Genomic DNA, 25,488 nt, shown 5'->3' on the forward strand with positions numbered 1-25,488 from the left:
GCCGTCGGCCCCGCCACGCCTCGAGCCGCCCCGGGACAGACGGAAGGACCCCTGACCGGTCTCCCGGCCAGGGGTCCTTCGAGTGCCGTTCACGGCTGCGGGGTCACCCCCGCGGTGATCACTTGGTGATCTTGGTGACGCGGCCGGAGCCCACGGTGCGGCCACCCTCACGGATGGCGAAGCCGAGGCCCTCCTCCATGGCGATGGGCTGGATGAGCTCCACCGTCATCTCGGTGTTGTCGCCGGGCATGACCATCTCGGTGCCCTCGGGCAGGGAGATGACGCCGGTGACGTCGGTGGTCCGGAAGTAGAACTGCGGACGGTAGTTCGAGTAGAACGGGTTGTGACGGCCGCCCTCGTCCTTGGACAGGATGTAGACCTGCGCCTCGAAGTTGGTGTGCGGGGTGATCGAACCCGGCTTCACGACGACCTGGCCGCGCTCGACGTCCTCGCGCTTGGTGCCGCGGAGGAGAAGACCGCAGTTCTCGCCGGCCCACGCCTCGTCCATCTGCTTGTGGAACATCTCGATGCCGGTGACCGTGGTCTTCTGCGGCTCGCGGATGCCGACGATCTCGACCTCGGAGTTGATGGCGAGCTTGCCGCGCTCCACCTTGCCGGTGACGACGGTGCCGCGACCGGTGATGGTGAAGACGTCCTCGACGGGCATGAGGAACGGCTTGTCCATGTCACGGACCGGGTCGGGGATGTTCTCGTCCACGGCCTCCATGAGCTCCTGCACGGACTTGACCCACTTCTCGTCGCCCTCGAGCGCCTTGAGAGCGGACACGCGCACGACGGGGGCGTCCTCGTCGAACTCCTGCGAACCCAGCAGCTCGCGGACCTCCATCTCGACGAGCTCGAGGATCTCCTCGTCGTCGACCATGTCGGACTTGTTCAGCGCGACCAGCAGGTAGGGGACGCCCACCTGGCGGGCGAGCAGAACGTGCTCACGGGTCTGGGCCATCGGGCCGTCGGTGGCGGCGACCACGAGGATCGCGCCGTCCATCTGAGCCGCGCCGGTGATCATGTTCTTGATGTAGTCGGCGTGGCCGGGGGCGTCGACGTGGGCGTAGTGACGCTTCTCGGTCTGGTACTCGATGTGCGAGATGTTGATCGTGATGCCGCGCTGCTTCTCCTCAGGCGCGTTGTCGATCTGGTCGAAGTCCCGCTTCTCGTTGATGTCCGGGTACTGGTCGTACAGGACCTTCGAGATGGCAGCGGTCAGCGTGGTCTTGCCGTGGTCGACGTGACCGATGGTGCCGATGTTGACGTGCGGCTTGTTCCGCTCGAACTTGGCCTTCGCCATGGTGTGTCCTCCTAGGACTTCGTAATCTCTGGGTACTTCTGGTCGGGATCGGGTCCCCACCTTCCGGTGGCTCTCCGACGGAGGCGGAGGGAGCAGGCAGGAATGCTACCTGCTCCCCCGACCCTCACTCGCCCCGGGTCTTCGCGACGATCTCGTCCGAGATGTTCTTCGGGACCTCCGCGTAGCTGTCGAACTGCATCGAGTACATCGCACGACCCTGGGTCTTGGACCGCAGGTCGCCGACGTAGCCGAACATCTCCGACAGCGGGACGAGAGCGCGGACGATCTTGACCCCGCTCGCATCCTCCATCGACTGGACCTGACCTCGACGGGAGTTCAGGTCGCCGATGACATCTCCCATGTACTCCTCCGGAGTACGCACCTCGACGTCCATGAGCGGCTCGAGGATGACAGGGTTCGCCTTGCGCATGGCCTCCTTGGCGGCCATGGAACCGGCGATCTTGAAGGCCATCTCCGAGGAGTCGACGTCATGGTAGGCGCCGTCGGTGAGGGTGGCCTTCACGTTCACGACCGGGTAGCCGGCCAGGACACCGCTCTGCAGCGCGTCCTGGATGCCCGCGTCGACGCTCGGGATGTACTCGCGCGGGACGCGACCGCCGGTGACCGCGTTCTCGAACTCGTAGAACACGCCCTCCTCGGCACCCTCGAGCGGACCGAAGGTCAGCTGGACCTTCGCGAACTGGCCGGAGCCGCCGGTCTGCTTCTTGTGCGTGAAGTCGAACTTCTCGACGGCGCGCTTGATGGTCTCGCGGTACGCGACCTGCGGCTTGCCGATGTTCGCCTCGACCTTGAACTCGCGGCGCATGCGGTCCACGAGGATGTCGAGGTGCAGCTCGCCCATGCCGCGGATGACCGTCTGACCGGTCTCCTCGTCGAGCTCGACCTGGAAGGTCGGGTCCTCCTTGGCGAGCTTCTGGATGGCGACGCCGAGCTTCTCCTGGTCACCCTTGGTCTTGGGCTCGATGGCCACGGAGATCACGGGCTCGGGGAAGGTCATGGACTCCAGCGCGATCGGGGCCTGGAGGTCGCACAGCGTGTCACCGGTGTTGGTGTCCTTGAGACCGATGAACGCGTAGATGTGGCCGGCGAAGGCCTCATCGACCGGGTTCTCCTGGTTGGAGTGCATCTGGAAGAGCTTCCCGATGCGCTCCTTCTTGCCGGAGGTGGCGTTGAGGACCTGGTCGCCGGTCTTCACCTGGCCGGAGTACACGCGGACGTAGGTGAGCGCGCCGAAGAAGGGGTGCGCCGCGACCTTGAAGGCGAGCGCCGAGAAGGGCTCGTCCCAGTCGGGCTTGCGGGTGAGCTCCTTCTCCTCGTCCTTCGGGTCGTGGCCGATCATCGGCGGCACGTCGAGGGGCGAGGGGAGGAAGTCGATCACCGCGTCGAGCATGAGCTGGACGCCCTTGTTCTTGAACGCGGAGCCGGCGAACACCGGGTAGGCCTCGGAGTTCACGGTCATCTTGCGGATGCCGGTCTTGAGCTGCTCCTCGGTGAGGTCGCCCTCCTCGAGGTACGCCTCCATGAGCTCCTCGGTGGACTCGGCGACGTCCTCGACCAGCTTGGCGCGGTACTCGTCGACGGTGTCCTGGAGGTCGGCGGGGATCGCGATCTCCACCTGCAGCTGACCGAGGGTGGCGTCGCCGCCCTTCTTGCCGAACGGCGCGGCGGAGGCGTCGTCCGGGAAGACCTCGGGCCACTCGAAGGCCTTCTGCTTCACGAGGTCGACGATGCCGTTGAACTCGCTCTCGGCGCCGATCGGCACCTGCATGACGAGGGGCTTCGCGCCGAGGCGCTCGATGATGGTCTTGACGGTGAAGAAGAAGTCCGCGCCGAGCTTGTCCATCTTGTTGACGAAGCAGATGCGGGGGACGTCGTACTTGTCGGCCTGGCGCCAGACCGTCTCCGACTGGGGCTCCACGCCCTCCTTGCCGTCGAACACGGCGACGGCGCCGTCGAGCACGCGGAGCGAGCGCTCCACCTCGACGGTGAAGTCCACGTGACCCGGGGTGTCGATGATGTTGATCTGGTTGTCGTTCCAGTAGCAGGTCGTCGCGGCAGACGTGATCGTGATGCCGCGCTCCTTCTCCTGCTCCATCCAGTCCATCGTGCCCGCGCCGTCGTGGGTCTCACCGATCTTGTAGTTGACACCGGTGTAGTACAGGATGCGCTCGGTCGTGGTGGTCTTGCCGGCATCGATGTGGGCCATGATGCCGATGTTGCGGACCTTCGTGAGGTCGCTGAGCACTGCGAGTGCCACGGGCTTTGCCTTTCGTCTGGGCTGAAGCGGGAAGAGCGGCCGGGGGGTGCGGGGCGGGGGCCCGCCGGATGGGCGGGCCCCCGACCGGACTCACCAGCGGTAGTGAGCGAAGGCGCGGTTGGACTCGGCCATCTTGTGCGTGTCCTCGCGACGCTTCACCGCGGCGCCGAGACCGTTCGAGGCGTCGAGGATCTCGTTCATCAGACGCTCGGTCATCGTGTGCTCGCGACGGGCGCGCGAGTAGCCCACGAGCCAGCGCAGCGCGAGGGTCGTGGAACGACCCGGCTTGACCTCGACCGGCACCTGGTAGGTCGCACCGCCGACGCGGCGGCTGCGGACCTCGAGGGTCGGGCGGATGTTGTCGAGAGCCTTCTTGAGGGTCGCGACGGGATCCTGCCCGTTCTTCTCACGGGCACCCTCGAGCGCGCCGTAGACGATGCGCTCGGCGACGGTCTTCTTGCCGTCGAGCAGGATCTTGTTGATGAGCTGGGTGACCATCGGGGACCCGTAGACCGGGTCGACCACGAGGTCGCGCTTCGGAGCTGCTCCCTTACGAGGCATTACTTCTTCTCCTTCTTCGCGCCGTAGCGGGAACGAGCCTGCTGACGACCCTTCACGCCCTGGGTGTCCAGGGAGCCGCGGATGATCTTGTAGCGCACGCCCGGGAGGTCCTTCACACGACCGCCGCGCACGAGCACGATGGAGTGCTCCTGGAGGTTGTGGCCCTCACCGGGGATGTACGCGGTGACCTCGACGCCCGTGGAGAGTCGGACACGCGCGATCTTGCGCAGCGCGGAGTTCGGCTTCTTCGGGGTCTGGGTGTACACGCGCGTGCACACACCGCGGCGCTGGGGCGAGCCCTTGAGCGCCGGCGTGTTGGACGCAGAGGGCTTGTCCTGCCGCCCCTTGCGCACCAGCTGCTGGATAGTAGGCACAGCTTCTCTTCCTGTTCGGCCCCGATCAGTATTGCTGAACGAGGATCAACTGCTTCGGTCGTCGAGACGACCGGCGACCCGCGGATCCGCTCCCATGCCCGGGATGACGGATGGCGACCCGCCCGTGCGGTGATGGCACCGCTCGGGCGTCCGGAGGACCGTGATCGGTGCCCGCGGGGAGGGGCCGGGCATGGCCTTCTCCCCGTCTTTCGGGCACGCCGCGAGGATCCGCTCCTCGCGGGGGACACCCTCCGTCCCCTCCGCCGCACGGGCGTCAGGTCCGGATCTCGTCCCGGGTCACGACCGGAGGGCACTCCGGACGCACGCGACAGTCTAGTGAGACCGCGTGTGAACGGTCAAAGGATCCGCGTCCATCCGACGCAGATCACACGGGATGCCCGGCGCGCCCGGTCGCGGCGACTCCGCCCCTCCCCCGGGGGGGGCAGCGAGCCCTCCCCCGGGGACGGCGTGAGCGCGCCGCGGGTTCCCGCGGCGCGCTCTCGCACCGGATGCCTGCAGGGTCCTCCGGGACCCGTCGAGGGACCTCGTCAGCGGATGCCGAGCTTCGAGGTGCAGGACGGCCACGCGCCCCAGCCCTGGCCTGCCTGGACCTTCTTGCCGATCGCGATCTGCTGCTCGCGGGTGGCGAGGTGCGCGTTCGAGGCGTACTGGCCGCCCCCGTAGGCGAGCCAGGTCGACTTGGTGAACTGCAGGCCGCCGTAGAAGCCGTTGCCCGTGTTGATCGACCAGTTGCCGCCGGACTCGCACGTGGCGAGCTTGTCCCACACGGAGCCGCCGGAGACCGAGGGGGCGGAGGAGCTCGACGAGGAGGAGCTCTTCTCCTTCTCGGAGGAGGAGTCGTCGCTCTTCGAGGAGGAGCTCTTCTTCTCGTCGGAGGAGCTCTCCTTCTCGGAGGACGAGGAGCGCTCGGAGCTGCGCGAGGACTCGGTGGTGCTGCGGGAGCTCGAGGCGGAGCCGCTCGAGGAGGAGCTCTCCGCGGTCTTCTCGTCGGTCGTCTCCTCGACGGGGGCCTTCTTGGTGCCCTCGACGACGACCTTCGCGACGGGCTCGGCGGTGACCTTCTCGGAGACCTTCTCGGACTCGGTGGTCTTCCCGTCGACGACGGTGTCCTTGTAGACGATCTCCTTGGAGCCCTTCTTGCCCTCGGTGGTCGTCCTCGTCGTGCCCTCGAGGAGGGTGTCGTCCTTCTTCGTGGTGGTCTCGAAGGGGATCTCCTCGGTCTCCGTGCGCTCCTTCTCGCGGGTGCGGTGCACCTCGATCGTGGCGCCGTCCTCGAGGAGCGCATCGCGCTCGACGGAGGCCGTGTCGGAGTCCTCGATGTTCGTGAGGAGCGAGGTCATCGCCTCGTCCACCGTCTTGGCGGTGGTCTCGAAGGTCGCGGAGCCGTACTGCCCGGTGAAGGTGACGGTCTTGAGCGTGGAGACGTCGACGGCGGTGGCCTCGGTCGCGGAGAGCTCGGTCTCCGGCGCGGGGGTGACCTTCGCACCCTCGGCCTTGTAGTCGAGCTCGTCGAGCGCGTCCTGCACGGTGGTGCCGGCGGTGAGGACGTCCTTCTCGGCGCCGTCGATCGTCACGGTCGCGAGGTGGCGCTGGACGACCTGGATGTCCATGCCGTCGGTGACCGTCTCGTCGAGGCCGGGGGTCACGAGGTCGTTCTCCTGGACGGTGATGCCCTGGCTCTCGAGGAGCTCGGCCACGGTGGGGCTCGAGAACGTGCGGACGCTGCTCGCCTTGCCGTAGACGGTCACGTCGGCCTCGCTCGAGACGGCGTAGGCGGTGCCGCCGCCGCCCACGGCGAGCACGGCCACGGTCGCCGCGCCGATGATCCACGGGGTCTTCTTCACTGCATCCACCTGTTCCGCCGCCGGCGGTCGGCCGGCGGTGCTCGTTCCCGGAGCCGCACGCTCCGGGGGCGGAGGTGCGGGGCGGGCGCGAGCGCGTCCTCGGGTCACGAGGTGCTGCGGGGGAAGTTCGCGCGGAGTTCTCCGCCGTGGTCGATCCTCCCGGGCGCGCGCGGGGCGACGGAAGGGCTGCCAGCGGACTTTGGGGAGACGCCCAGGGAGTCTTTACGAAGCGTTGAGGTTCGGCGCGGTCTCCGTCACCTCGGACGACCCTCCGCGTGCTCCCTGCCACGCACGACGGGAGACGGAGAGCACGCTCCAGGTCGCGGCCGCCGCACCGAGGACGACGCTCGCCCAGAGCGGGCTGGACGCGGGGAAGACGCTGCCGAGCAGGACGGAGCCGACGACGGCCGGCAGCAGCGCCCCGCCGAGCACCGCGGTCGCCGCGAGGATCGAGGCGCCGCGCGTGGGACGCATCGCGACGGCCGTGAGGGCGCCCGCGCAGAGCACGAGCCAGGCGAGGAGCGCGGGCAGCAGCGCGGGGCGCAGCAGGGCCGCCTCGGCACGCCACCACGGCGCGCCCGCGAGCAGCGGATCGACGGCGAGGAGCACCACGGCCGTCGCCGCGAGGGTGACGACGGGAAGCAGGCAGCGGCGTGACCTCTCCCCCGACATCACGTGCTCCTCCCCGCCGTCACCGGCACCCGTGCCCTGACCGGTCCACCGTACGGAGACCCGCCGCGGGGTGTCCTCCCCCGTACGGAGGAGGTCCCCGGGAGGATCGTCGAGCCTGCGCGCTGCGACGAGGATCAGGCGGGGGTGAAGTACTTGTGCTTCACGGCCTGGATGATCAGCTGCGCGTGGTTCGCCGCGCCCAGCTTCTCGCGCAGGCTGCGGGCGTGGCTCTTCACGGTGCTCACCTCGACGCACAGCTGCTGCGCGATCTGCTCGTACTCGAGTCCCTGGCACAGCAGGCGCAGGGTCTCCCGCTCGCGCTCGGTGAGGCGCGGGGCCGTCGCCGGCGCCTCCGGCAGCACGTCCCCGCTGATGACGATGTCCTCCGCGAGGGTGCCCAGGCGCAGCGGGGCCTCCCCCGCCGCGGCCCGGCGCACCGTGTCCACGAGCACCTCCTCCGCGGCCGTCTTGGCGACCGAGGCGATGGCCCCCGCCTCGAGGGCACGCGCGATCCCCGGGCCCGGGGAGACGGTCGTGAGCAGCACGATCCGGGCCGCGGGGTCCAGGCGGAGGATCTCGGCGGTCGCGTCGATGCCGTTCATCCCGGGCGCCATGTTCACGTCCATGAGCACGACGTCCGGGCGCAGCGCGCGGTACGCGGCGATCGCGTCCTCCCCGCTGTGCTCGGGCTCGAGCACCGTCAGCCCCGGGTCGTCGCCGAGCACGGCGGCGACGGCGCGCGTGGTCCAGCGGTCGTCGTCGACGATGAGCACCCGGACGACGGGCACGTCGGCGCTCATGTGCAGTTCCTCTGGAAGCGCTCGTGGTCGGTGAACCGCCAGTAGAGGCATCCCCACCGGATCTCCCCCGGCAGCCGCAGCAGCACGACGGCCCCCTCCGCGGGGACACCGCCCTCGGGGACGCCGACGGTCGCCGGCGCGCCGGCCCCCTCCGCCCGCTGCGCTCCGGGCGAGCACGGGGCCAGCGCGTCCGCATGCTGCGCGGTCGTCAGGAACGACCCGGCGGCGAGGAGGAGGGCGACGAGGAGGCGCATGGCCTCATTCCACCCCGGCACGGCGATCCTCGGCCTCCCCCGCGCGGAGGAGATGATCCCGGCGCCGGGGACGACCCGGTCCCCGGCCCTCCGCCGCACGTCCCTCGGGCGACGTGTCCGGGCCGAGGGCACCGACCGCCACGGGCCCGTCGAGGACCTCCTCGCCCTCCGCCCCCGGGGGATCCGTCTCGGGGAGCTCCGGCACCGGGAGCAGCACCCGCACCTCGAGGGTGCTCCCCGGACCGTGCCCCACCGAGCAGTCCCCGCCGAGCGCCCGGGCGCGGCGCGTGAGAGTGCGCGGCGAGACCGGATCCGTCCCCTCCACGACGTTCCGGGAGACGAGCAGGAGCGCCTGCACACCGGGACCCTCCGCGAGACCCGCCCGCACCGAGGCGCCGTCCGGCGAGCACGCGTGCTTGAGGACGTTCGTGGCGAGCTCGAAGAGCATCAGCTGCACCTCCGCGGCGAACCGCGACTCGACCCGTCCGGGCAGGTCGCCGCGGGCGGTGAGGAGGTCGAAGCCGCCCGCGCGGGCCCCCGAGCGGATCGCCTCGAGGGACGCCGGGATCTCCCGCCTCAGGTCGACGACGTCGTCGGAGTCCCGGGGCGAGTGCAGACGCGCGAGGAGCTGCCGCAGCTGACGCTGCGCGCGGGCGTTGACGAGGGCGAGCTCCGAGAGCACCCGCTCGTCGAGACCCTCCTCCCGCGACCGCCCCATCATCCGGATGATCGCGGCCTCGGTCGCGAGCGCATGGGAGACCGTGTCGTGGGTGTCGGTGGCGAGCTCGACCCGCAGTCGCTGCAGCTCCTGCTCGGCCAGCCGGGCCGCCCGCTCGCGGCGACGGATCTCCGCGTCGATCCGTGCCTGGAGCACGGCCGCGCTGAGCCCCAGGATCATCGTCAGCAGCCACAGGATCGGCTCGGTCCGGTCGATGCCGAAGGTCCGGTCCGGGCTCACGATGCCGCCCAGGAGCATGAGCGCCACGTACACGCCCGTCGCGACGAGCAGCAGCCGCCAGCGACGGCCGGCGGCCGAGACGGCGACCACTGTCGCGCAGGTCGCGAGGAACGGGGTCGGGTCAGCGGGCGCCAGCACGGCGTGCACTGCCTCGCCCGGCAGGATCAGCACCAGCGCGAACGTGGGCCGCACCGTGGCGACGAGCAGGAGCGCCGCCGCGGCGGCCTCGGTGAGGTAGTCGGCGCGCAGCAGATCGGTCCCCGGGGAGGGCAGCACCATGGCCACCGCGAAGAGCCCGGCGAACAGGCGCAGCGGAGGATCGATCACGCGCGGCCCCAGCAGGCGCTCGCGCAGCCGGGGTGGGAACGTGAGCCGGCGGCGGGTGGCCCCGCGGGGCTCGCCCGGGCGCATGCGCCGCTCCCCCGCCGCGCTCGCCGCCCGTCCGTCCTGTCCCATCGGGTCAGTATCCCAGCTCGGCCGCCCCGTCCGGCCCATCGCCCAGCGGGGCGCGGGCCCCCGGCGTCGAGGCCCGCGCGGGAGCGTCCGGCCGACGTGCGCGGCGATGTCACCGGCCCCGGGAACGCCGACGGGGCGGCCCCACCCGGAGGTGGGACCGCCCCGTCAGGAGCGTGCGGGCCGCAGGGCCCTCAGCAGGTTCGGCTCAGCGGAAGTCCGTGCGGAACGGATCGGCGTAGTCGATGTCGTCCAGGTTCACGGAGCCGGTCGAGCCGAAGCCCGAGAAGTCCAGCTCGTCGTAGCCCGGCACCTGGTACATCTGCGCCTTCGCCTCGTCGGTCGGCTCGACCGCGATGTTGCGGAAGCGGGACAGACCCGTGCCGGCCGGGATGAGCTTGCCGAGGATGACGTTCTCCTTGAGCCCCACCAGCGAGTCGCTGCGGCGGTTCAGGGCGGCCTCGGTGAGCACGCGGGTGGTCTCCTGGAAGGAGGCCGCCGACAGCCACGAGTCCGTCGCGAGCGACGCCTTCGTGATGCCCATGAGCTCCGGGCGACCGGAGGCGGGCTGACCGCCCTCGGAGAGCACCCGACGGTTCTCCCGCTCGAAGATCACGCGCTCGGCGAAGTCGCCGGGCAGCAGATCCGCGTCGCCGGACTCGATGACCGTGACGCGACGCAGCATCTGGCGCACGATGACCTCGATGTGCTTGGCGTGGATGTCCACACCCTGCGACACGTAGACCTTCTGGACCTCGTCCACCAGGTGCTTCTGCACGGCCCGCGGGCCGAGGATGCGCAGCACCTGCTTGGGGTCGACCGAGCCCTGCGAGAGCTGCTGGCCCACCGTGAGGTGATCGCCGTCCGCCACCAGCAGGGTGACGCGCTTGGAGACCGTGTAGGTGATCGGGTCGGTGCCGTCGTCCGGCGTGACCGTCAGCTTGCGCTGCTTGTCGCTCTCCTCGATCTCCAGGCGACCTGCGGCCTCGGTGATCGGCGCGAAGCCGGCCGGGGTGCGGGCCTCGAAGAGCTCCTGCACACGCGGCAGACCGTGCGTGATGTCGCCGTCCGCGCTCGCCACACCACCGGTGTGGAAGGTACGCATGGTCAGCTGCGTGCCGGGCTCGCCGATCGACTGCGCCGCGATGATGCCGACGGCCTCGCCGATGTCCACGAGCTGACCGGTGGCCAGCGAGCGGCCGTAGCAGTTCGCGCAGGTGCCCACGGCGGAGTCGCAGGTCAGCACCGAGCGGATCTTCACGTCGCGGACGTTCGCCGCGACCAGCTGCTCGATCTGCACGTCGCCGATCTCCGCACCCGCGGGCAGCACCTCCTGGCCGTCCGCACCGAGGGCGGCGGCCGCGAGGATGCGTCCGTGGATGGTCGTCTCGAGGTTCTCCGCCGGGACGATCGCGCCGGCCTCCTCGACGGTCACCGCGAGGGTGAGGCCCTTCGAGGTGCCGCAGTCGGCCTCGCGGACGATGACGTCCTGCGAGACGTCGACGAGACGACGCGTGAGGTAGCCGGACTGGGCGGTCTTCAGCGCGGTGTCCGCGAGGCCCTTGCGGGAGCCGTGCGACGCGATGAAGTACTCCAGGACCGAGAGCCCCTCCTTGTAGTTGGAGAGGATCGGGCGCGGGATGATCTCGCCCTTCGGGTTGTTCACCAGGCCGCGCATACCGGCGATCTGACGGATCTGCATCCAGTTGCCTCGGGCGCCCGAGTCCACCATCCGGAAGATGGTGTTGGAGCGCTCGAAGTTCTCACGCATGGCGTTGTCGACCTCGTTGGTCGCCTCGGTCCAGATGTCGATGAGCTCGATGTTGCGCTCGGCCTCGGAGACCAGACCCAGGTCGCGGTTCTCCTGGACCTGAGCGGCCTTCGCCTCGAACTTCGAGATGATCTCGCCCTTGTTCGGGGGCGCGACGACGTCGGACAGCGCGAAGGACACACCCGAGCGGGTCGACCACGAGAAGCCGTAGGACTTCAGCGCGTCCAGGGACGCGGCGACCTGGCCCTTGTCGTAGCGCTCGGCGAGCGTGTTGACGATCGAGCCGAGGCGCTTCTTGCCGACCTGGCCCTGCACGAACGGGAAGTCCACCGGCAGCGTCTCGTTGAAGTAGACGGTGCCCAGGGTCGTCTCGAGGATGATCGGGTCACCCTCGGTCCAGCCCTCCGGGGCCTCCCAGTCGCTCGGCGGGACGATGTCCTCGAAGCGGATCTTCACGGGCGCGTTGAGGTGCAGCTCCCGCGCGTCGTTCGCCATGATCGCCTCGGCGACCGAGGAGAACTGGCGCCCGGCGCCCACGGCGTCCTCGCGGACGGTCGTGAGGTGGTACAGACCGATGATCATGTCCTGCGCGGGCATGGTGACCGGGCGGCCGTCGGACGGCTTGAGGATGTTGTTCGAGGACAGCATCAGGATGCGGGCCTCGGCCTGCGCCTCCGCGGAGAGCGGGAGGTGCACGGCCATCTGGTCGCCGTCGAAGTCCGCGTTGAAGGCGGCGCACACGAGCGGGTGCAGGTGGATGGCCTTGCCCTCGACGAGCTGCGGCTCGAAGGCCTGGATGCCCAGGCGGTGCAGGGTCGGCGCACGGTTCAGCAGCACCGGGTGCTCGGTGATGACCTCCTCGAGCACGTCCCAGACCTCGGGGCGGGCGCGCTCGACCATCCGCTTCGCGGCCTTGACGTTCTGCGCATGGCTGAGCTCGACGAGGCGCTTCATGACGAAGGGCTTGAAGAGCTCGAGCGCCATGGTCTTGGGCAGACCGCACTGGTGCAGGTTCAGCTGCGGGCCGTTCACGATGACGGAGCGGGCGGAGTAGTCCACGCGCTTGCCGAGCAGGTTCTGGCGGAACCGCCCCTGCTTGCCCTTGAGCATGTCGGAGAGCGACTTCAGCGGGCGGTTGCCCGGCCCGGTGACCGGGCGACCACGGCGGCCGTTGTCGAACAGCGAGTCGACCGACTCCTGCAGCATGCGCTTCTCGTTGTTCACGATGATCTCGGGGGCGCCGAGATCGAGCAGCCGCTTGAGGCGGTTGTTGCGGTTGATGACGCGGCGGTACAGGTCGTTGAGGTCGGAGGTCGCGAAGCGGCCGCCGTCCAGCTGCACCATCGGACGCAGGTCCGGGGGGATGACCGGGACCGCGTCGAGCACCATGCCGACGGGCGAGTTGGTGGTCGAGCGGAACGCGGAGACGACCTTGAGGCGCTTGAGGGCGCGGGCCTTCTTCTGGCCCTTGCCGGTCGCGATGATCTCGCGGAGCAGCTCGGCCTCGGCGTCCAGGTCGAAGTCCTGGAGGCGCTTCTGGATCGCCTCGGCGCCCATGCCGCCCTCGAAGTAGGTGCCGAAGCGCAGCTTCATCGCGCGGTAGAGCTGCTCGTCGCCCTCGAGGTCGGCGACCTTGAGGCCCTTGAAGCGCTCCCACACGCGGGTGATGCGGTCGATCTCGGCGTCGTACTTCTTGCGGATCTGGGCCTGCTCGCGCTCGGAGGAGTCGCGGACCTTGCGCTTCGCGTCGGCCTTGGCACCCTCCTCCTCGAGCTGGGCGAGGTCCTTCTCCGCGGAGACGGCGCGGTCGTTCAGGGCCGCGTCGCGCTCCTTCTCCAGCTCCTTGACCTCGAGGTCGTGGCGGGCCTGGAGATCGGGCATGTCCTCGTGGCGAGCCTGCTCGTCCACGGAGGTCACCATGTAGGCGGCGAAGTAGATGATCTTCTCGAGATCCTTCGGCGCGAGGTCCAGCAGGTAGCCGAGACGGCTCGGCACGCCCTTGAAGTACCAGATGTGGGTGACGGGGGCGGCGAGCTCCACGTGGCCCATGCGCTCACGACGCACGGAGGACTTGGTGACCTCCACGCCGCAGCGCTCGCAGACGATGCCCTTGAAGCGCACGCGCTTGTACTTGCCGCAGTAGCACTCCCAGTCCCGGGTGGGGCCGAAGATGCGCTCGCAGAAGAGGCCGTCCATCTCGGGCTTCAGGGTGCGGTAGTTGATGGTCTCCGGCTTCTTGACCTCGCCGTGCGACCAGGCGCGGATGTCATCGGCGGTCGCGAGGCCGATGCGCAGCTCGTCGAAGGTGTTGACGTCGAGCACAGGTGTCCTTCTCTCGAATCTGAAGTCGTGTGGTCTGAGGGATCAGGGCGGGGGCGGTGGGACGGGGCGCGAGGTGCGCTCCCCGTCCCACCCCGTCGCTCAGACCTCTTCGATGGAGCCGACGCCCTCGTGGGGACGGCGGGACAGGTCGATGCCGAGCTCCTCCGCGGCGCGGAAGACCTCCTCGTCGCTCTCGCGCACCTCCTGGGCGGTGCCGTCGGAGGAGAGGACCTCGACGTTCAGGCACAGCGACTGCATCTCCTTGAGCAGCACCCGGAAGGACTCCGGGATGCCGGGCTCGGGGATGTTCTCGCCCTTGACGATGGCCTCGTAGACCTTCACGCGGCCGGAGATGTCGTCCGACTTGATGGTCAGCAGCTCCTGCAGGGCGTACGCGGCGCCGTAGGCCTCGAGGGCCCACACCTCCATCTCGCCGAAGCGCTGGCCGCCGAACTGGGCCTTACCGCCCAGGGGCTGCTGCGTGATCATCGAGTACGGGCCGGTGGAGCGCGCGTGCAGCTTGTCGTCCACGAGGTGGTGGAGCTTCAGGATGTACATGTAGCCCACGGAGATCGAGTCCGGGAACGGCTCGCCGGAGCGGCCGTCGAACAGCTGCGCCTTGCCGGAGGCCTTGACCATCTGCTCGCCGTCCCGGTTGGGGCGGTGGCTCGCGATCAGGCCGGTGACCTCCTCCGCGGAGAGACCGTCGAAGACGGGGACCGCGACGGGGGTGCCGGGCTCGCCGTGCAGCGCGGACGCCGGGAGCTCCGCGGCGGTCTCGCTCTCGGGGTCGATGTCCCAGCCGGACTTGGCGACCCACCCGAGGTGGGTCTCCATGACCTGGCCGATGTTCATGCGGCCGGGCACGCCCATGGGGTTGAGGATGATGTCCACGGGGGTGCCGTCCTCGAGGAACGGCATGTCCTCCACGGGCAGGATCTTCGCGATGACGCCCTTGTTGCCGTGACGGCCGGCGAGCTTGTCGCCGTCGGTGATCTTGCGCTTCTGGGCCACGTACACGCGGACCATCTCGTTCACACCGGTCGGGAGGATGTCGCCGTCCTCCTCGTCGTTGAACACGTGCACACCGATGACCGTGCCGGTCTCGCCGTGGGGGACGCGCAGCGAGGTGTCGCGCACCTCGCGGGCCTTCTCGCCGAAGATCGCGCGCAGCAGGCGCTCCTCCGGGGTCAGCTCGGTCTCGCCCTTCGGGGTCACCTTGCCGACGAGGATGTCGCCCGGCTGCACCTCGGCGCCGACGCGGATGATGCCGCGCTCGTCGAGATCCGCGAGGACGTCGTCACCGACGTTGGGGATGTCGCGGGTGATCTCCTCCTTGCCGAGCTTCGTGTCGCGCGCGTCGACCTCGTGCTCCTCGATGTGGATCGAGGTGAGGACGTCGTCCTGGACCATCCGCGAGGACAGGATGATGCCGTCCTCGTAGTTGTGGCCCTCCCAGGACATGAACGCGACGAGCAGGTTCTTGCCCATCGAGAGCTCGCCCTCGTCGGTGGAGGGGCCGTCGGCGAGGACGGAGCCGGCCTCGACGCGGTCGCCCTCGTTCCAGAGCACGCGGTGGTTGTAGCAGTTGCCCGCGTTGGAGCGCTCGAACTTCGGCACCGGGTAGGTCTGGCGGGTGCCGTCGTCGGCCATCACCACGATGAGGTCCGCGGAGAGCTCCTCGATGATGCCGGCCTTGGAGGCGACGAGGACGTCGCCGGCGTCCACGGCGGCGCGACGCTCCATGCCGGTGCCGACGAGCGGCATCTCGGTCTTGAGGAGCGGCACGGCCTGGCGCTGCATGTTCGAGCCCATGAGCGCGCGGTTGGCGTCGTCGTGCTCGAGGAACGGGATCATCGCGGTCGCGACGGAGACCATCTGACGCGCGGAGACGTCCATGTAGTCGACCTCGGCCGGCGGGACCAGCTCGGGCTCGCCGCCCGTGGTGCGGGAGAGCACGGCGTCCTCGAGGAACGTGCCGTCCTCGCCGACCTTCGCGTTCGCCTGGGCGATGACCAGGCGGTCCTCGTCGTCGGCAGTGAGGTAGACGATCTCGTCCGTCACGCGACCCTCGACGACCTTGCGGTACGGGGTCTCGATGAAGCCGAACGGGTTGATGCGCGCGAAGGTCGCGAGCGAGCCGATGAGGCCGATGTTCGGGCCCTCAGGGGTCTCGATCGGGCACATGCGGCCGTAGTGCGACGGGTGGACGTCACGGACCTCCATGCCGGCGCGGTCGCGCGAGAGGCCGCCCGGGCCGAGCGCGGAGAGACGGCGCTTGTGGGTCAGGCCCGACAGCGGGTTGTTCTGATCCATGAACTGCGAGAGCTGGGAGGTCCCGAAGAACTCCTTGATCGCCGCCGTGACCGGGCGGATGTTGATCAGGGTCAGCGGGGTGATCGCCTCGACGTCCTGCGTGGTCATGCGCTCGCGGACGACGCGCTCCATGCGGGACAGGCCCGTGCGGACCTGGTTCTGGATGAGCTCGCCCACGGCGCGGATGCGACGGTTGCCGAAGTGGTCGATGTCGTCGGTCTCGACGCGCACCGTGCGGCCGTCGACGCTCGTGTACTCGGTGACGCCGTCGTGCAGCGCGACGATGTACTTGATCGCGGCGACGATGTCCTGCAGGCGCAGGGTCGACTCCGAGAGGCTGCCCTCGAGACCGAGCTTCTTGCCGATCTTGTAGCGGCCGACCTTCGCGAGGTCGTAGCGCTTGTGGTTGAAGTACAGGTTGTTGAGCATGGCCTCGCCCGCATCGCGGCTCGGCGGCTCGCCCGGACGCTGCTTGCGGTAGATGTCCATGAGCGCCTCGTCCTGCGAGGACACGCGGTCCTTCTCCAGGGTCGAGCGCATCGACTCGAACTCGCCGAACTCCTCGAGGATATCGCTGTGGGACATGCCGAGGGCCTGCAGAAGCGTCGTGACGGACTGCTTGCGCTTGCGGTCGATGCGCACGCCGACCTGGTCGCGCTTGTCGATCTCGAACTCCAGCCACGCACCGCGCGACGGGATGATCTTCGTCGAGAAGATGTGCTTGTCCGAGGTCTTGTCGATGCTCTCCTCGAAGTACACGCCGGGGGCGCGCACGAGCTGGGAGACGACGACGCGCTCGGTGCCGTTGATGATGAAGGTGCCCTTGTCCGTCATGAGCGGGAACTCGCCCATGAAGACCGTCTGGGTCTTGATCTCACCGGTCTCGTTGTTCATGAACTCCGCGATGACGTACAGCGGAGCGGCGTAGGTGAGGTCCTTCTCCTTGCACTCGTCGACCGTGTACTTCGGGTCGTCGAAGGTGTGGTCGCGGAACGACAGCGACATGTTGCCGGCGAAGTCCTCGATCGGGGAGATCTCCTCGAGGATGTCCGCGAGACCGGAGGTCTGCGGGACGTCCTCGCGGCCGGCGGCGGCGGCCTCGGCGGCACGCTCCTGCCAGCGCTCGTTGCCCAGCAGCCAGTCGAAGGACGTGGTCTGCAGGCTGAGCAGATCAGGGACCTCGATCGGGTCTCCGAGCTTCGCGAAGGTGACTCGCGGCGAAGCGGTGCGCAGCTGAATGTCAGTGGTGAGGTCGGTGCTCGAGGCAGCCAAGGGTGGGGTCCTTCCACAGGCCGATGACGGGTTCCCAGGCGCGGCGAGCGTCCTCCGGGGGCGATGAGGCACAGGTGGAGCAGCGTGAAGCAGCGGGACCCGTGGACGACGCACAGCGCAAGGACCGAGCATACACAAATGCACGGATGGACGCAAGGGCCCTCAGAGCCCGGTCCATCCGCGTCGGCCACCATATGCCTGGCGCGGAAGGCCTGCCTCCTGCCCGTCTCTCTCGACGTGACCGCGCCCGGTGTCCCGGGGGTCCTGCGGCAGGAACAGCAGCGCTGTTACGGGGAAGATTCTGGACCTCGGCGGCCCCGGAGTCAAGCACGCGCCGCTCCCCCGGCGCGGCGCGGCGCTCCCCGTCGAGCCGCGGTCCGCGCGCTCGCGCTGGTCACGGCCGGACACGCGCCCCGCGCCGTGCTCTCCCGGAAACGGCGGAGGAGCCGCCCCGCACAGCGGGACGGCTCCTCACGAAGCGATGCAAGGCGCCGCGAGGGCGCCTCGGATCACTTGACGGTGACGGTGGCGCCGGCGGCCTCGAGCTTCTCCTTGGCGGCGTCGGCGTCCTCCTTCTTGACACCCTCGAGGACGGCCTTGGGCGCGCCGTCGACGAGCTCCTTGGCCTCCTTGAGGCCGAGCGAGGTGAGCGCGCGCACCTCCTTGATGACGCCGATCTTCGCGGAGCCGGCGGACTCGAGGACCACGTCGAACTCGGTCTTCTCCTCGGCGGCCGGGGCGTCGGCGGCGGCACCGCCGGCGGCGGCGACGGCCACGGGAGCGGCGGCGGTCACGTCGAAGACGTCCTCGAACTGCTTCACGAACTCGGAGAGCTCGATGAGGGACATCTCCTTGAAAGCCTCGATGAGCTCGTCGTTGCTGAGCTTCGCCATGGTGGCGTTCCTTCCTGTCGGTGGGACGGTGTCCCGGTGGTGTTGACGGCGCTCACGCGCCAGGTTCTACGGGCTGAGCCGGGAGGCTCAGGCCTCCTGCTTGGCGCGGAGCGCGTCCACGGTGCGCGCTGCCTTGGACAGCGGCGCCTGGAACACGGCAGCGGCCTTGGACATCGACGCCTTCATGGCGCCGGCGGCCTTGGCCAGCAGGACCTCGCGGGACTCGAGGTCCGCGAGCTTCTTGACGTCGTCCTCCGAGAGCGCCTTGCCCTCGAAGTAGCCGGACTTGATCACGAGCGCGTCGTGATCCTTGGCGAAGTCACGCAGAGCCTTCGCGGGCTCCACGGGCTCACCCTTGATGAACGCGATGGCGGTGGGACCGCTGAGCGTGCCATCGAAGGCGTCGATGCCGGCCTCGCGGGCGGCGATCTCCGTGAGCGTGTTCTTCACCACGGCGTAGGTAGTGTCGGAACCGAGCGAACGACGCAGCTGCTTGAGCTGGCCGACGCTGAGCCCGCGGTACTCGGTGATGACGGCGGCGTCGGACTCGCGGAACAGCTCCGCGATCTCGGCGACGGCGTCCACCTTCTCGGGGTTCGCCATGGCCCTCCTTCCAGAGGTCTCTCGCCGCCGGCTGAAGGAGTCCCGGAACGGGAAAAGGCCTCGACACGCAGGTGTCGAGGCCAGACGCACGATCCGGCTCACCGGGGGATTCCTCCCCGCGGAGGGCGCGACCGTGCGGGTCGCTTCATTCACCTGCGCAGGCCATCCCGTGAGGGAATCCTTCGGTCGTCCTCCGGATGGAGGGCGACGACCGGCGGTCTTCGGTAGGTCCAGCCTAGACCAGCCCCCTCCCCCGGCGCCACGGATCAGGGGGCACTCGGACGCACGTCACACGCGCGACGCGGACGAGGGCCCACCCGGCCGGGCCCGTGCGGAAGCGGACGAGCCCCCGCATCCTCGAGGGATGCGGGGGCTCGTCGCAGGAGGACGACGGGGCTCAGGCCTCGTCGGTGTCCTCGAGGAGGTTGCGGGTGCGGTTCACGTCGACCGGGATGCCCGGGCCCATGGTGGTGGACACGGTGATCTTCGTGATGTAGCGACCCTTCGAGGAGGACGGCTTGAGCCGCAGGATCTCCTCGAGGGCGGCGACGTAGTTCTCGACCAGCTGCTGGTCGGAGAACGACACCTTGCCCACGATGTAGTGCAGGTTCGCCGCACGGTCGGTGCGGAACTCGATCTTGCCGCCCTTGATGTCGTTCACAGCCTTCGTGACGTCCATCGTGACCGTGCCGGTCTTCGGGTTCGGCATGAGGCCGCGGGGGCCGAGCACGCGGCCCAGCTTGCCGACCTTGCCCATGAGGTTCGGCGTGGCCACGGCCGCGTCGAAGTCGGTCCAGCCGCCGGCGACCTTCTCGATGAGCTCGTCGTCGCCGACCTCGTCGGCGCCGGCCGCGAGAGCGGCCTCGGCCTGCGCGCCCGTCGCGAAGACGATCACGCGGGCGGTCTTGCCGGTGCCGTTGGGCAGGTTGACGGTGCCGCGCACCATCTGGTCAGCCTTGCGGGGGTCGACGCCGAGACGCATCGCGACCTCGACCGAGGCGTCGAACTTCGCCGGGTTCGTCTGCTGCGCGAGGCGCAGGGCGTCGAGCGGCGAGTACTGGCGGCCGGCCTCGATCTTGGCGGCGCCGTCCTTGTAAGCCTTGCTGCGGAATGCCATGTCGTCAGTCCTCCACCGTGATGCCCATGGAACGAGCGGTGCCGGCGACGATCTTCGCAGCGGCCTCGATGTCGTTCGCGTTCAGATCAGGCATCTTGGTCTCCGCGATCTCGCGGACCTGCGCCTGGGTGATCTTGCCGACCTTCACGGTGTGAGGGGTGGCGGAGCCCTTGGGAAGGCCGGCGGCCTTCTTGATGAGCTCGGCGGCCGGCGGGGTCTTGGTGATGAAGGTGAACGAGCGATCCTCGTACACCGTGATCTCGACCGGGATGATGTTGCCGCGCTGATCGGCGGTCGCATCGTTGTAGGCCTTGACGAACTCCATCATGTTCACGCCGGCAGCGCCGAGCGCGGGACCCACGGGCGGCGCAGGGGTGGCCTGGCCGGCCTGGATCTGGAGCTTGATGATGCTCGCGATCTTCTTCTTGGGAGCCATTGCTCTTCCTTACTGTGTCGTGGTTCGGGCGGAGCTCATCAAGCGCTCCTCCCACTGGCCCTGCGCGCCGGGGCGTGCGAGGACCGGGTGCGACGCTACCTGTGCGCCGCGCCGCCGTCGAGCGGGACGAAGGGTGATCTTCGTCCGATCGACGCCGGGGGTTCGGGGGATCAGATCTTGGCGACCTGGTCGAAGGCGAGCTCGACAGGGGTCTCGCGGCCGAAGATCGAGACCAGCACCTGCAGCTTCTGGTGCTCGCTGTCGATCTCGGAGATGCTCGCCGGCATCGTCTCGAAGGGACCGTCCATGACGGTGACGGACTCGCCGATCTCGAAAGCCGGCACGGCCTTGGCGGCGGCGGCCTTGGACGGCGCGCCGGAGCCGGAGCGCTTCTTCTCGGGCAGGCCCACGGACGGGGACAGCAGCGAGAAGATCTCGTCGAAGGAGAGCGGGGTCGGATCGGTCGCGTTGCCCACGAAGCCCGTGACGCCGGGGGTGTCGCGGACGACGCGCCAGGACTCCTCGGCGAGCTCCATGCGCACGAGCACGTAGCCGGGGATGCGCACGCGGCGCACGATCTTCTTCTGGCCGTTCTTGATCTCGGTCGCGTCCTCCATGGGGACCTCGACCTGGAAAATGTACTCCTCCATGTCCTGCGTCTCGATGCGCGTGGTCAGCTGCGTGCGCACGCGGTTCTCGTGACCGGAGTAGGAGTGGACGACGTACCAGTCGCCGGGGGCGGAGCGCAGGTGGCGCTTGAGGACCGCGACCGGGTCCTCCTCCTCGGGCTCCTCGGATCCCTCGGACGCGGCGGCGTCCTCGTCGGTGTCCTCGGCGTCGTTGCTCTCGGCGGGCTCGCCCTCGACCGGATCCTCGGCGGAGTCGTCGGCAGGGGCCTCGTCGGCCGCGACGTCCTCGGCGGGATCCACGTCGACGGACTCGACGGCGGCGGGCTCCTCGGAGGCCTCGAGCGTCGCGTCGTCGGCGCCCTGCTCGGGGGAGGACGAGAACGACAGCGAGTCGTCGACGTCGTCGTAGGAGTCCTCGGGGGTGGAGGTCTGCTCGTTCACCGTCGTGAACCTGCCTTCCTGACAGCTGGGGATCGGATCGGACCGTGGTCCGGTGGGACTGCTGCGGATCCCGCTCAGTCAGGGACCGCGAAGGTGAGCCGGGACAGCCAGCTGAACAGGGCGTCGACGCCGAAGACGAAGGCGATCATCACGGCCACGAAGAGCAGCACGGTCAGCGTGTAGACCGCGAGCTCCTTGCGAGTGGGGACGACGACCTTGCGGAGCTCGGCGATCACCTGGCGCACGAACAGACCGATCGCCACGAACGGGTTGCGTGAGGCCTGGGCCTCGTCGTTCCGGCTGGAGTTCACGTCTGCAGGGTCCGATCTGGTCGTCGTCATCCGCATCCAGCCGGACGAACCCGGCCGGACGGGCAGGGTAGACAGGGCTCGAACCTGCAACCTGCGGTTTTGGAGACCGCTGCGCTACCAATTGCGCCACTACCCTTCACGGGGCGAACCCCGTGGGCCCGAGGGCCGAGGACCAGCATACAAGCAGCCGGGACCCGGGGCGAATCCGCTCGCGGCGGACCGGACCCACGTCACACTCGTCGTCCCGCTCCCCCGTCGCGCCCCGCCCGATCGCGCGCCGGCGGCCGATCGCCGGTCATCCTGGCGGGACGACGCCCGCTCTGCCACGATAGGCCCGTGAGCACCGACGACGCCCTTCCCGCCCCGTCCCGCAGCGCACGCGAGCACCGCATCTCCCAGCGGATCGCCGCGATCGCCCCCTCCGCGACGCTCGCCGTCGACCAGGCCGCGAAGGCCCTCAAGGCCGCCGGCCGGCCGGTCATCGGCTTCGGCGCCGGGGAGCCGGACTTCCCGACGCCCGCGCACGTGGTGGAGGCCGCCGTGGCCGCCGCGCAGGACCCGGCGAACCACCGCTACACCGCCTCCGCCGGCCTCCCGGAGCTGCGCACGGCCGTCGCCGCGAGCGTCGCCGCCTCCACCGGGCTCGAGTTCTCCCCCGCGCAGACGCTCATCACCAACGGCGGCAAGCAGGCCGTCTACCAGACCTTCGCGACGCTCCTGGACCCGGGTGACGAGGTCATCCTGCCCGCGCCGTACTGGACCACGTATCCCGAGGCGATCCGTCTCGCCGGCGCCGTCGAGGTGCCCGTCCTCGCAGGAGCCGACCAGGGCTACCTCCCCACGATCGAGCAGCTCGAGGCGGCCCGCACGGAGCGCACCCGCGCGATCCTCGTGTGCTCCCCGTCGAACCCGACCGGCGCGGTCATGACCCCGGAGCAGGTCGAGGAGCTGGGCCGCTGGGCACTCGAGCACCACCTGTGGGTGATCACCGACGAGATCTACCAGCACCTCACCTACGACGGCGTCGCCTTCACCTCGGTTCTGAAGGCCGTCCCCGAGCTCGCGGAGACCACCGTGCTGCTGGGCGGAGTCGCCAAGTCCTTCGCCATGACCGGCTGGCGCGTGGGCTGGATGGTGGGCCCGAAGGACGTCATCGCCGCCGCGTCCAACCTCCAGAGCCACCTCACCTCGAACGTCAACAACGTCGCCCAGCGCGCGGCGATCGCCGCGCTCACCGGTCCGATGGAGACCGTCGAGGAGATGCGCGAGGCCTTCGACCGCCGTCGTCGCACCATCGTCGAGAAGCTCTCCGCAGTGCCCGGTTTCTCCGTCCCCACCCCCACGGGCGCCTTCTACGCCTTCCCCGAGGTGACCGGGGCGCTCGGCCGGGAGATCCGCGGGACCCGTGTGGAGACCAGCTCCGACCTCGCCTCCGCGATCCTCGAGCACGCCGAGGTCGCCGCCGTGCCGGGAGAGGCCTTCGGCGCCCCCGGGCATCTGCGCTTCTCCTATGCGCTCGGCGACGAGGACCTCGCCGAGGGCATCGACCGCGTCATCGCCCTGCTCTCCGAGTGACGGCGGGCGGGCGGCGCGCATGAGCACGGGCCGCGACCTCGCGGCGCTGCCCAAGGCGCATCTGCACCTGCACTTCACGGGGTCGATGCGCCCGGGCACGCTGCGGGAGCTCGCCGAGGAGCGGGGCCTGCGGCTGCCGCGCTCGCTCACCGACGACGTCGCGCTGCAGGTCGAGCCGACCCGCCGCGGATGGTTCCGCTTCCAGCGCGAGTACGACACGGCCCGCGCGGTGGTGGACTCCGAGGCTGCCATGCGGCGGATCCTGCGGGAGGCCGTCGAGGACGACGCCGCCGAGGGCTCGGGCCGGCTCGAGCTGCAGGTGGACCCCACGAGCTACGCGCCCTTCGTCGGCGGGCTCTCCCCCGCCCTCGAGATCGTGCTCGACGAGGCCGAGGCGAGCGAGCGCGCGACGGGCGTGAGCGTCGGCATCGTCGTCGCCGCCTCCCGCACGAGGCATCCCCTCGACGCGCGGACCCTCGCGCGGCTCGCGGCCCGGCACGTCGGCCGCGTCATCGGGTTCGGGCTGTCCAACGACGAGCGCCGCGGCGTGACCGCCGAGTTCGCCCCCGCGTTCCGGATCGCCCGCGAGGCGGGACTGTGGTCGCTCCCCCACGGCGGCGAGCTGCTCGGGCCCGCCCACGTCGAGGCGGTCGTGGACGCGCTCGCCCCGCGGCGCCTGGGCCACGGTGTGCGCTCCGCGGAGGACCCGCGGCTGCTCGAGCGGATCGTCGAGCAGGGGATCGGTCTCGAGCTGTGCCCCGCCTCGAACGCCTCCCTGGGCGTCGTCGCCGAGCCGGAGGACGTCCCGCTGCAGGCGCTCGTCGAGGCCGGGGCGCAGATCGCCCTGGGGGCCGACGACCCGCTGCTGTTCGGCTCCCGGCTCGTGGAGCAGTACGCGGTCGCCCGGCGGATCGGGCTCACCGACGAGGAGCTCGCCGCGCTGGCCCTCTCCTCGATCGGGATCTCCGCGGCGGATGCCGCCACCGCCGCCCGGCTGCGGGCCGGGGTCGCGGACTGGCTCGCCGCTCCCCCGCCCTCAGCGGCAGGAACGGTGGATCAGCGGTCCTGACCCGCGCCCTCCGAGGGCAGGGCGAGGAAGAACTCCGGGGCGGTGAAGCCCCGCTGGGCGAAGGCCTCCGCGATCGCCGCGGCGACACCGCCCGCGGCATCGGCCTCCACGAGCGCGATGATGGAGCCGCCGAAGCCGCCGCCGGTCATGCGGGCGCCGTGCGCCCCGGCCGCGCGGGCCGCGTCCACCGCGACGTCGAGCTGCTCGACGGTGACCTCGTAGTCGTCCCGCAGGGAGTCGTGCGAGGCGTTCAGCAGCGCGCCGAGCTCCGCGACGTGCTCCCGCACGGTGCCCTCGCCGAGCAGGGCGTCGACGTCCCGGACCCGCTGGATCTCGGTGACCACGTGCCGGGCACGGCGGCGCACGACATCGTCCTGGATCGTCGGCAGCAGCTCCTCGAGCCGGGAGGCGTCCACGTCCCGCAGGGTCGCGACGCCGAGGGCCTCGGCGGCCCGCTCGCTGTCCGCCCGACGGGCCGTGTACTCGCCGTCCACGTGGGAGTGCTCGGCCCGCGTGTCCGTGATGAGCAGCGCGAGGCCCTGACCGGCGAGGTCCCACGGCACGGGGCGCGTGGAGAAGTCGCGGCAGTCCAGGTACAGCGCGTGGCCGGCACGGGAGAGCACCGAGGCGGACTGGTCCAGGCCGCCGGTGGAGGCGCCCGCGAAGTCGGTCTCCGCGGTGATCGCCGCGCGCACCCGGTCCAGCGGGGTGGTGCCGAGGGTGAGGAGGGCATCGATCGCCTCCGCCGCTGCGCACTCGAGCGCCGCGGAGCTCGAGAGCCCCGCCCCGAGCGGCACCTGGCCGTCGATGAGGATGTCCATGCCCTGCGTGTGCGCGCCCGAGATGAAGGGTCGCAGCGCCCAGAGCACGCCGGCGACGTAGGCGGGCCAGCCCTCGACGGCGCCCGGCTCGAGGGCCGCCGCGTCGAGGTCGAGCTGGAGGTCGTCCTGCGCGGAGCGCAGGCGCACGCGGTCCGTGGGCGTGCGGGCGGCGGCCGCGAAGCAGCGGTGCGAGATCGCCATCGGCAGGCACAGGCCGTCCTGGTAGTCGACGTGCTCGCCGATGATGTTGACCCGGCCCGGGGCCGACCACACGCCGTCGGGGCGGTACCCGTAGGACTCGACGAACAGCTGCTCGGCGCGCGCGGCGGCCTCAGCGCGGTCCGGGGCGGCCGAGAGCACGGGGGTGCCGGCGGTGGTGGCAGGGGTCATG

The 25,488-nt window shown here is 70.1% G+C and carries 20 protein-coding genes and 1 tRNA gene; 2 read left to right on the forward strand and 19 right to left on the reverse strand.

The features are described 5' to 3' along the window. Positions 1 to 118: 118 nt before the first annotated feature. The 18 genes from tuf to ACYVAP_RS01135 all read right to left on the reverse strand — a co-directional run bounded on the left by tuf (position 119) and on the right by ACYVAP_RS01135 (position 21,768). Positions 119 to 1,306 carry an elongation factor Tu gene (gene tuf, locus ACYVAP_RS01050; protein WP_137770120.1) on the reverse strand — a complete coding sequence of 396 codons (1,188 nt, stop codon included), beginning with the start codon at positions 1,304 to 1,306 and terminating at the stop codon, positions 119 to 121. Positions 1,307 to 1,430: 124 nt separating this feature from the next. Beyond that, complete coding sequence (fusA, locus tag ACYVAP_RS01055; protein ID WP_137770119.1) at positions 1,431 to 3,584, reverse strand: elongation factor G; 2,154 nt, start codon at positions 3,582 to 3,584, stop codon at positions 1,431 to 1,433. Positions 3,585 to 3,674: 90 nt separating this feature from the next. Continuing rightward, complete coding sequence (gene rpsG / locus ACYVAP_RS01060) at positions 3,675 to 4,145, reverse strand: 30S ribosomal protein S7 (protein WP_137770118.1); 471 nt, start codon at positions 4,143 to 4,145, stop codon at positions 3,675 to 3,677. Beyond that, complete coding sequence (rpsL, locus tag ACYVAP_RS01065; RefSeq protein ID WP_103384966.1) at positions 4,145 to 4,519, reverse strand: 30S ribosomal protein S12; 375 nt, start codon at positions 4,517 to 4,519, stop codon at positions 4,145 to 4,147. Before rpsL ends, rpsG begins: the two co-directional genes overlap by 1 nt. A gap of 548 nt (positions 4,520 to 5,067) precedes the next feature. Next, positions 5,068 to 6,384 carry a resuscitation-promoting factor gene (locus tag ACYVAP_RS01070; protein WP_498859177.1) on the reverse strand — a complete coding sequence of 439 codons (1,317 nt, stop codon included), beginning with the start codon at positions 6,382 to 6,384 and terminating at the stop codon, positions 5,068 to 5,070. A gap of 222 nt (positions 6,385 to 6,606) precedes the next feature. Then, positions 6,607 to 7,056 carry a hypothetical protein gene (locus tag ACYVAP_RS01075; RefSeq protein WP_264451195.1) on the reverse strand — a complete coding sequence of 150 codons (450 nt, stop codon included), beginning with the start codon at positions 7,054 to 7,056 and terminating at the stop codon, positions 6,607 to 6,609. A 134-nt stretch (positions 7,057 to 7,190) separates the two neighbouring features. Next, positions 7,191 to 7,856 carry a response regulator transcription factor gene (locus ACYVAP_RS01080; protein ID WP_264451194.1) on the reverse strand — a complete coding sequence of 222 codons (666 nt, stop codon included), beginning with the start codon at positions 7,854 to 7,856 and terminating at the stop codon, positions 7,191 to 7,193. Next, complete coding sequence (locus ACYVAP_RS01085) at positions 7,853 to 8,110, reverse strand: hypothetical protein (protein WP_264451193.1); 258 nt, start codon at positions 8,108 to 8,110, stop codon at positions 7,853 to 7,855. The genes ACYVAP_RS01080 and ACYVAP_RS01085 overlap by 4 nt, the downstream gene beginning before the upstream one ends. A gap of 4 nt (positions 8,111 to 8,114) precedes the next feature. Beyond that, positions 8,115 to 9,524 carry a sensor histidine kinase gene (locus ACYVAP_RS01090; RefSeq protein WP_264451192.1) on the reverse strand — a complete coding sequence of 470 codons (1,410 nt, stop codon included), beginning with the start codon at positions 9,522 to 9,524 and terminating at the stop codon, positions 8,115 to 8,117. 205 nt (positions 9,525 to 9,729) lie between these two features. Beyond that, positions 9,730 to 13,614, reverse strand: coding sequence for a DNA-directed RNA polymerase subunit beta' (locus tag ACYVAP_RS01095; protein WP_264451191.1), 3,885 nt, complete (start codon positions 13,612 to 13,614; stop codon positions 9,730 to 9,732). 99 nt (positions 13,615 to 13,713) lie between these two features. Beyond that, positions 13,714 to 17,202 (reverse strand): DNA-directed RNA polymerase subunit beta, encoded by a 3,489-nt coding sequence (rpoB, locus tag ACYVAP_RS01100; protein WP_264451190.1) that lies wholly within the window; start codon positions 17,200 to 17,202, stop codon positions 13,714 to 13,716. 509 nt (positions 17,203 to 17,711) lie between these two features. Then, on the reverse strand, positions 17,712 to 18,095 hold the full coding sequence (rplL, locus tag ACYVAP_RS01105) for a 50S ribosomal protein L7/L12 (RefSeq protein WP_103384855.1): 384 nt from the start codon (positions 18,093 to 18,095) through the stop codon (positions 17,712 to 17,714). An 87-nt stretch (positions 18,096 to 18,182) separates the two neighbouring features. Further along, entirely contained in the window at positions 18,183 to 18,698 is a 516-nt protein-coding gene (rplJ, locus tag ACYVAP_RS01110) for a 50S ribosomal protein L10 (protein WP_137770113.1), read from the reverse strand. A 397-nt stretch (positions 18,699 to 19,095) separates the two neighbouring features. After that, on the reverse strand, positions 19,096 to 19,815 hold the full coding sequence (gene rplA, locus ACYVAP_RS01115) for a 50S ribosomal protein L1 (RefSeq protein WP_137770112.1): 720 nt from the start codon (positions 19,813 to 19,815) through the stop codon (positions 19,096 to 19,098). Between the two features lie 4 nt (positions 19,816 to 19,819). Further along, entirely contained in the window at positions 19,820 to 20,251 is a 432-nt protein-coding gene (gene rplK / locus ACYVAP_RS01120) for a 50S ribosomal protein L11 (RefSeq protein WP_137770111.1), read from the reverse strand. Positions 20,252 to 20,421: 170 nt separating this feature from the next. Then, positions 20,422 to 21,321 carry a transcription termination/antitermination protein NusG gene (gene nusG, locus ACYVAP_RS01125; RefSeq protein WP_264451189.1) on the reverse strand — a complete coding sequence of 300 codons (900 nt, stop codon included), beginning with the start codon at positions 21,319 to 21,321 and terminating at the stop codon, positions 20,422 to 20,424. Positions 21,322 to 21,395: 74 nt separating this feature from the next. Then, entirely contained in the window at positions 21,396 to 21,632 is a 237-nt protein-coding gene (gene secE, locus ACYVAP_RS01130) for a preprotein translocase subunit SecE (RefSeq protein WP_240811261.1), read from the reverse strand. 63 nt (positions 21,633 to 21,695) lie between these two features. Continuing rightward, positions 21,696 to 21,768 (reverse strand) — tRNA-Trp (locus ACYVAP_RS01135). Positions 21,769 to 21,968: 200 nt separating this feature from the next. On the opposite strand from ACYVAP_RS01135, the gene ACYVAP_RS01140 reads away from it, so the two are divergent. Together ACYVAP_RS01140 and ACYVAP_RS01145 are read left to right on the forward strand one after the other, a co-directional pair. After that, the gene (locus ACYVAP_RS01140) at positions 21,969 to 23,207 is read left to right on the forward strand and encodes a pyridoxal phosphate-dependent aminotransferase (protein WP_264451188.1); all 1,239 of its coding nucleotides are present in this window, start codon (positions 21,969 to 21,971) and stop codon (positions 23,205 to 23,207) included. A 19-nt stretch (positions 23,208 to 23,226) separates the two neighbouring features. Next, positions 23,227 to 24,276, forward strand: a complete 1,050-nt coding sequence (locus ACYVAP_RS01145; RefSeq protein ID WP_498859178.1) for an adenosine deaminase family protein — start codon at positions 23,227 to 23,229, stop codon at positions 24,274 to 24,276. Here the strand turns inward: ACYVAP_RS01145 and galK are convergent. Continuing rightward, positions 24,264 to 25,487: a galactokinase gene (galK, locus tag ACYVAP_RS01150; protein ID WP_264451186.1), complete on the reverse strand. Its 1,224-nt coding sequence runs from the start codon at positions 25,485 to 25,487 to the stop codon at positions 24,264 to 24,266. The two genes, ACYVAP_RS01145 and galK, sit on opposite strands and share 13 nt — an antisense overlap. Position 25,488: the final 1 nt, after the last annotated feature.

The organism is Brachybacterium horti, assembly GCF_054777615.1.

Bases quoted from the DNA above. Each gene is read 5' to 3' on its own strand.
- tuf (WP_137770120.1), bottom strand. From the start codon at position 1,306: ATGGCGAAGGCCAAGTTCGAGCGGAACAAGCCGCACGTCAACATCGGC.
- rpsG (WP_137770118.1), bottom strand. From the start codon at position 4,145: ATGCCTCGTAAGGGAGCAGCTCCGAAGCGCGACCTCGTGGTCGACCCG.
- ACYVAP_RS01075 (WP_264451195.1), bottom strand. From the start codon at position 7,056: ATGTCGGGGGAGAGGTCACGCCGCTGCCTGCTTCCCGTCGTCACCCTC.
- ACYVAP_RS01080 (WP_264451194.1), bottom strand. From the start codon at position 7,856: ATGAGCGCCGACGTGCCCGTCGTCCGGGTGCTCATCGTCGACGACGAC.
- ACYVAP_RS01085 (WP_264451193.1), bottom strand. From the start codon at position 8,110: ATGCGCCTCCTCGTCGCCCTCCTCCTCGCCGCCGGGTCGTTCCTGACG.
- ACYVAP_RS01090 (WP_264451192.1), bottom strand. From the start codon at position 9,524: ATGGGACAGGACGGACGGGCGGCGAGCGCGGCGGGGGAGCGGCGCATG.
- rplL (WP_103384855.1), bottom strand. From the start codon at position 18,095: ATGGCGAAGCTCAGCAACGACGAGCTCATCGAGGCTTTCAAGGAGATG.
- rplJ (WP_137770113.1), bottom strand. From the start codon at position 18,698: ATGGCGAACCCCGAGAAGGTGGACGCCGTCGCCGAGATCGCGGAGCTG.
- rplA (WP_137770112.1), bottom strand. From the start codon at position 19,815: ATGGCATTCCGCAGCAAGGCTTACAAGGACGGCGCCGCCAAGATCGAG.
- rplK (WP_137770111.1), bottom strand. From the start codon at position 20,251: ATGGCTCCCAAGAAGAAGATCGCGAGCATCATCAAGCTCCAGATCCAG.
- ACYVAP_RS01145 (WP_498859178.1), top strand. From the start codon at position 23,227: ATGAGCACGGGCCGCGACCTCGCGGCGCTGCCCAAGGCGCATCTGCAC.
- galK (WP_264451186.1), bottom strand. From the start codon at position 25,487: ATGACCCCTGCCACCACCGCCGGCACCCCCGTGCTCTCGGCCGCCCCG.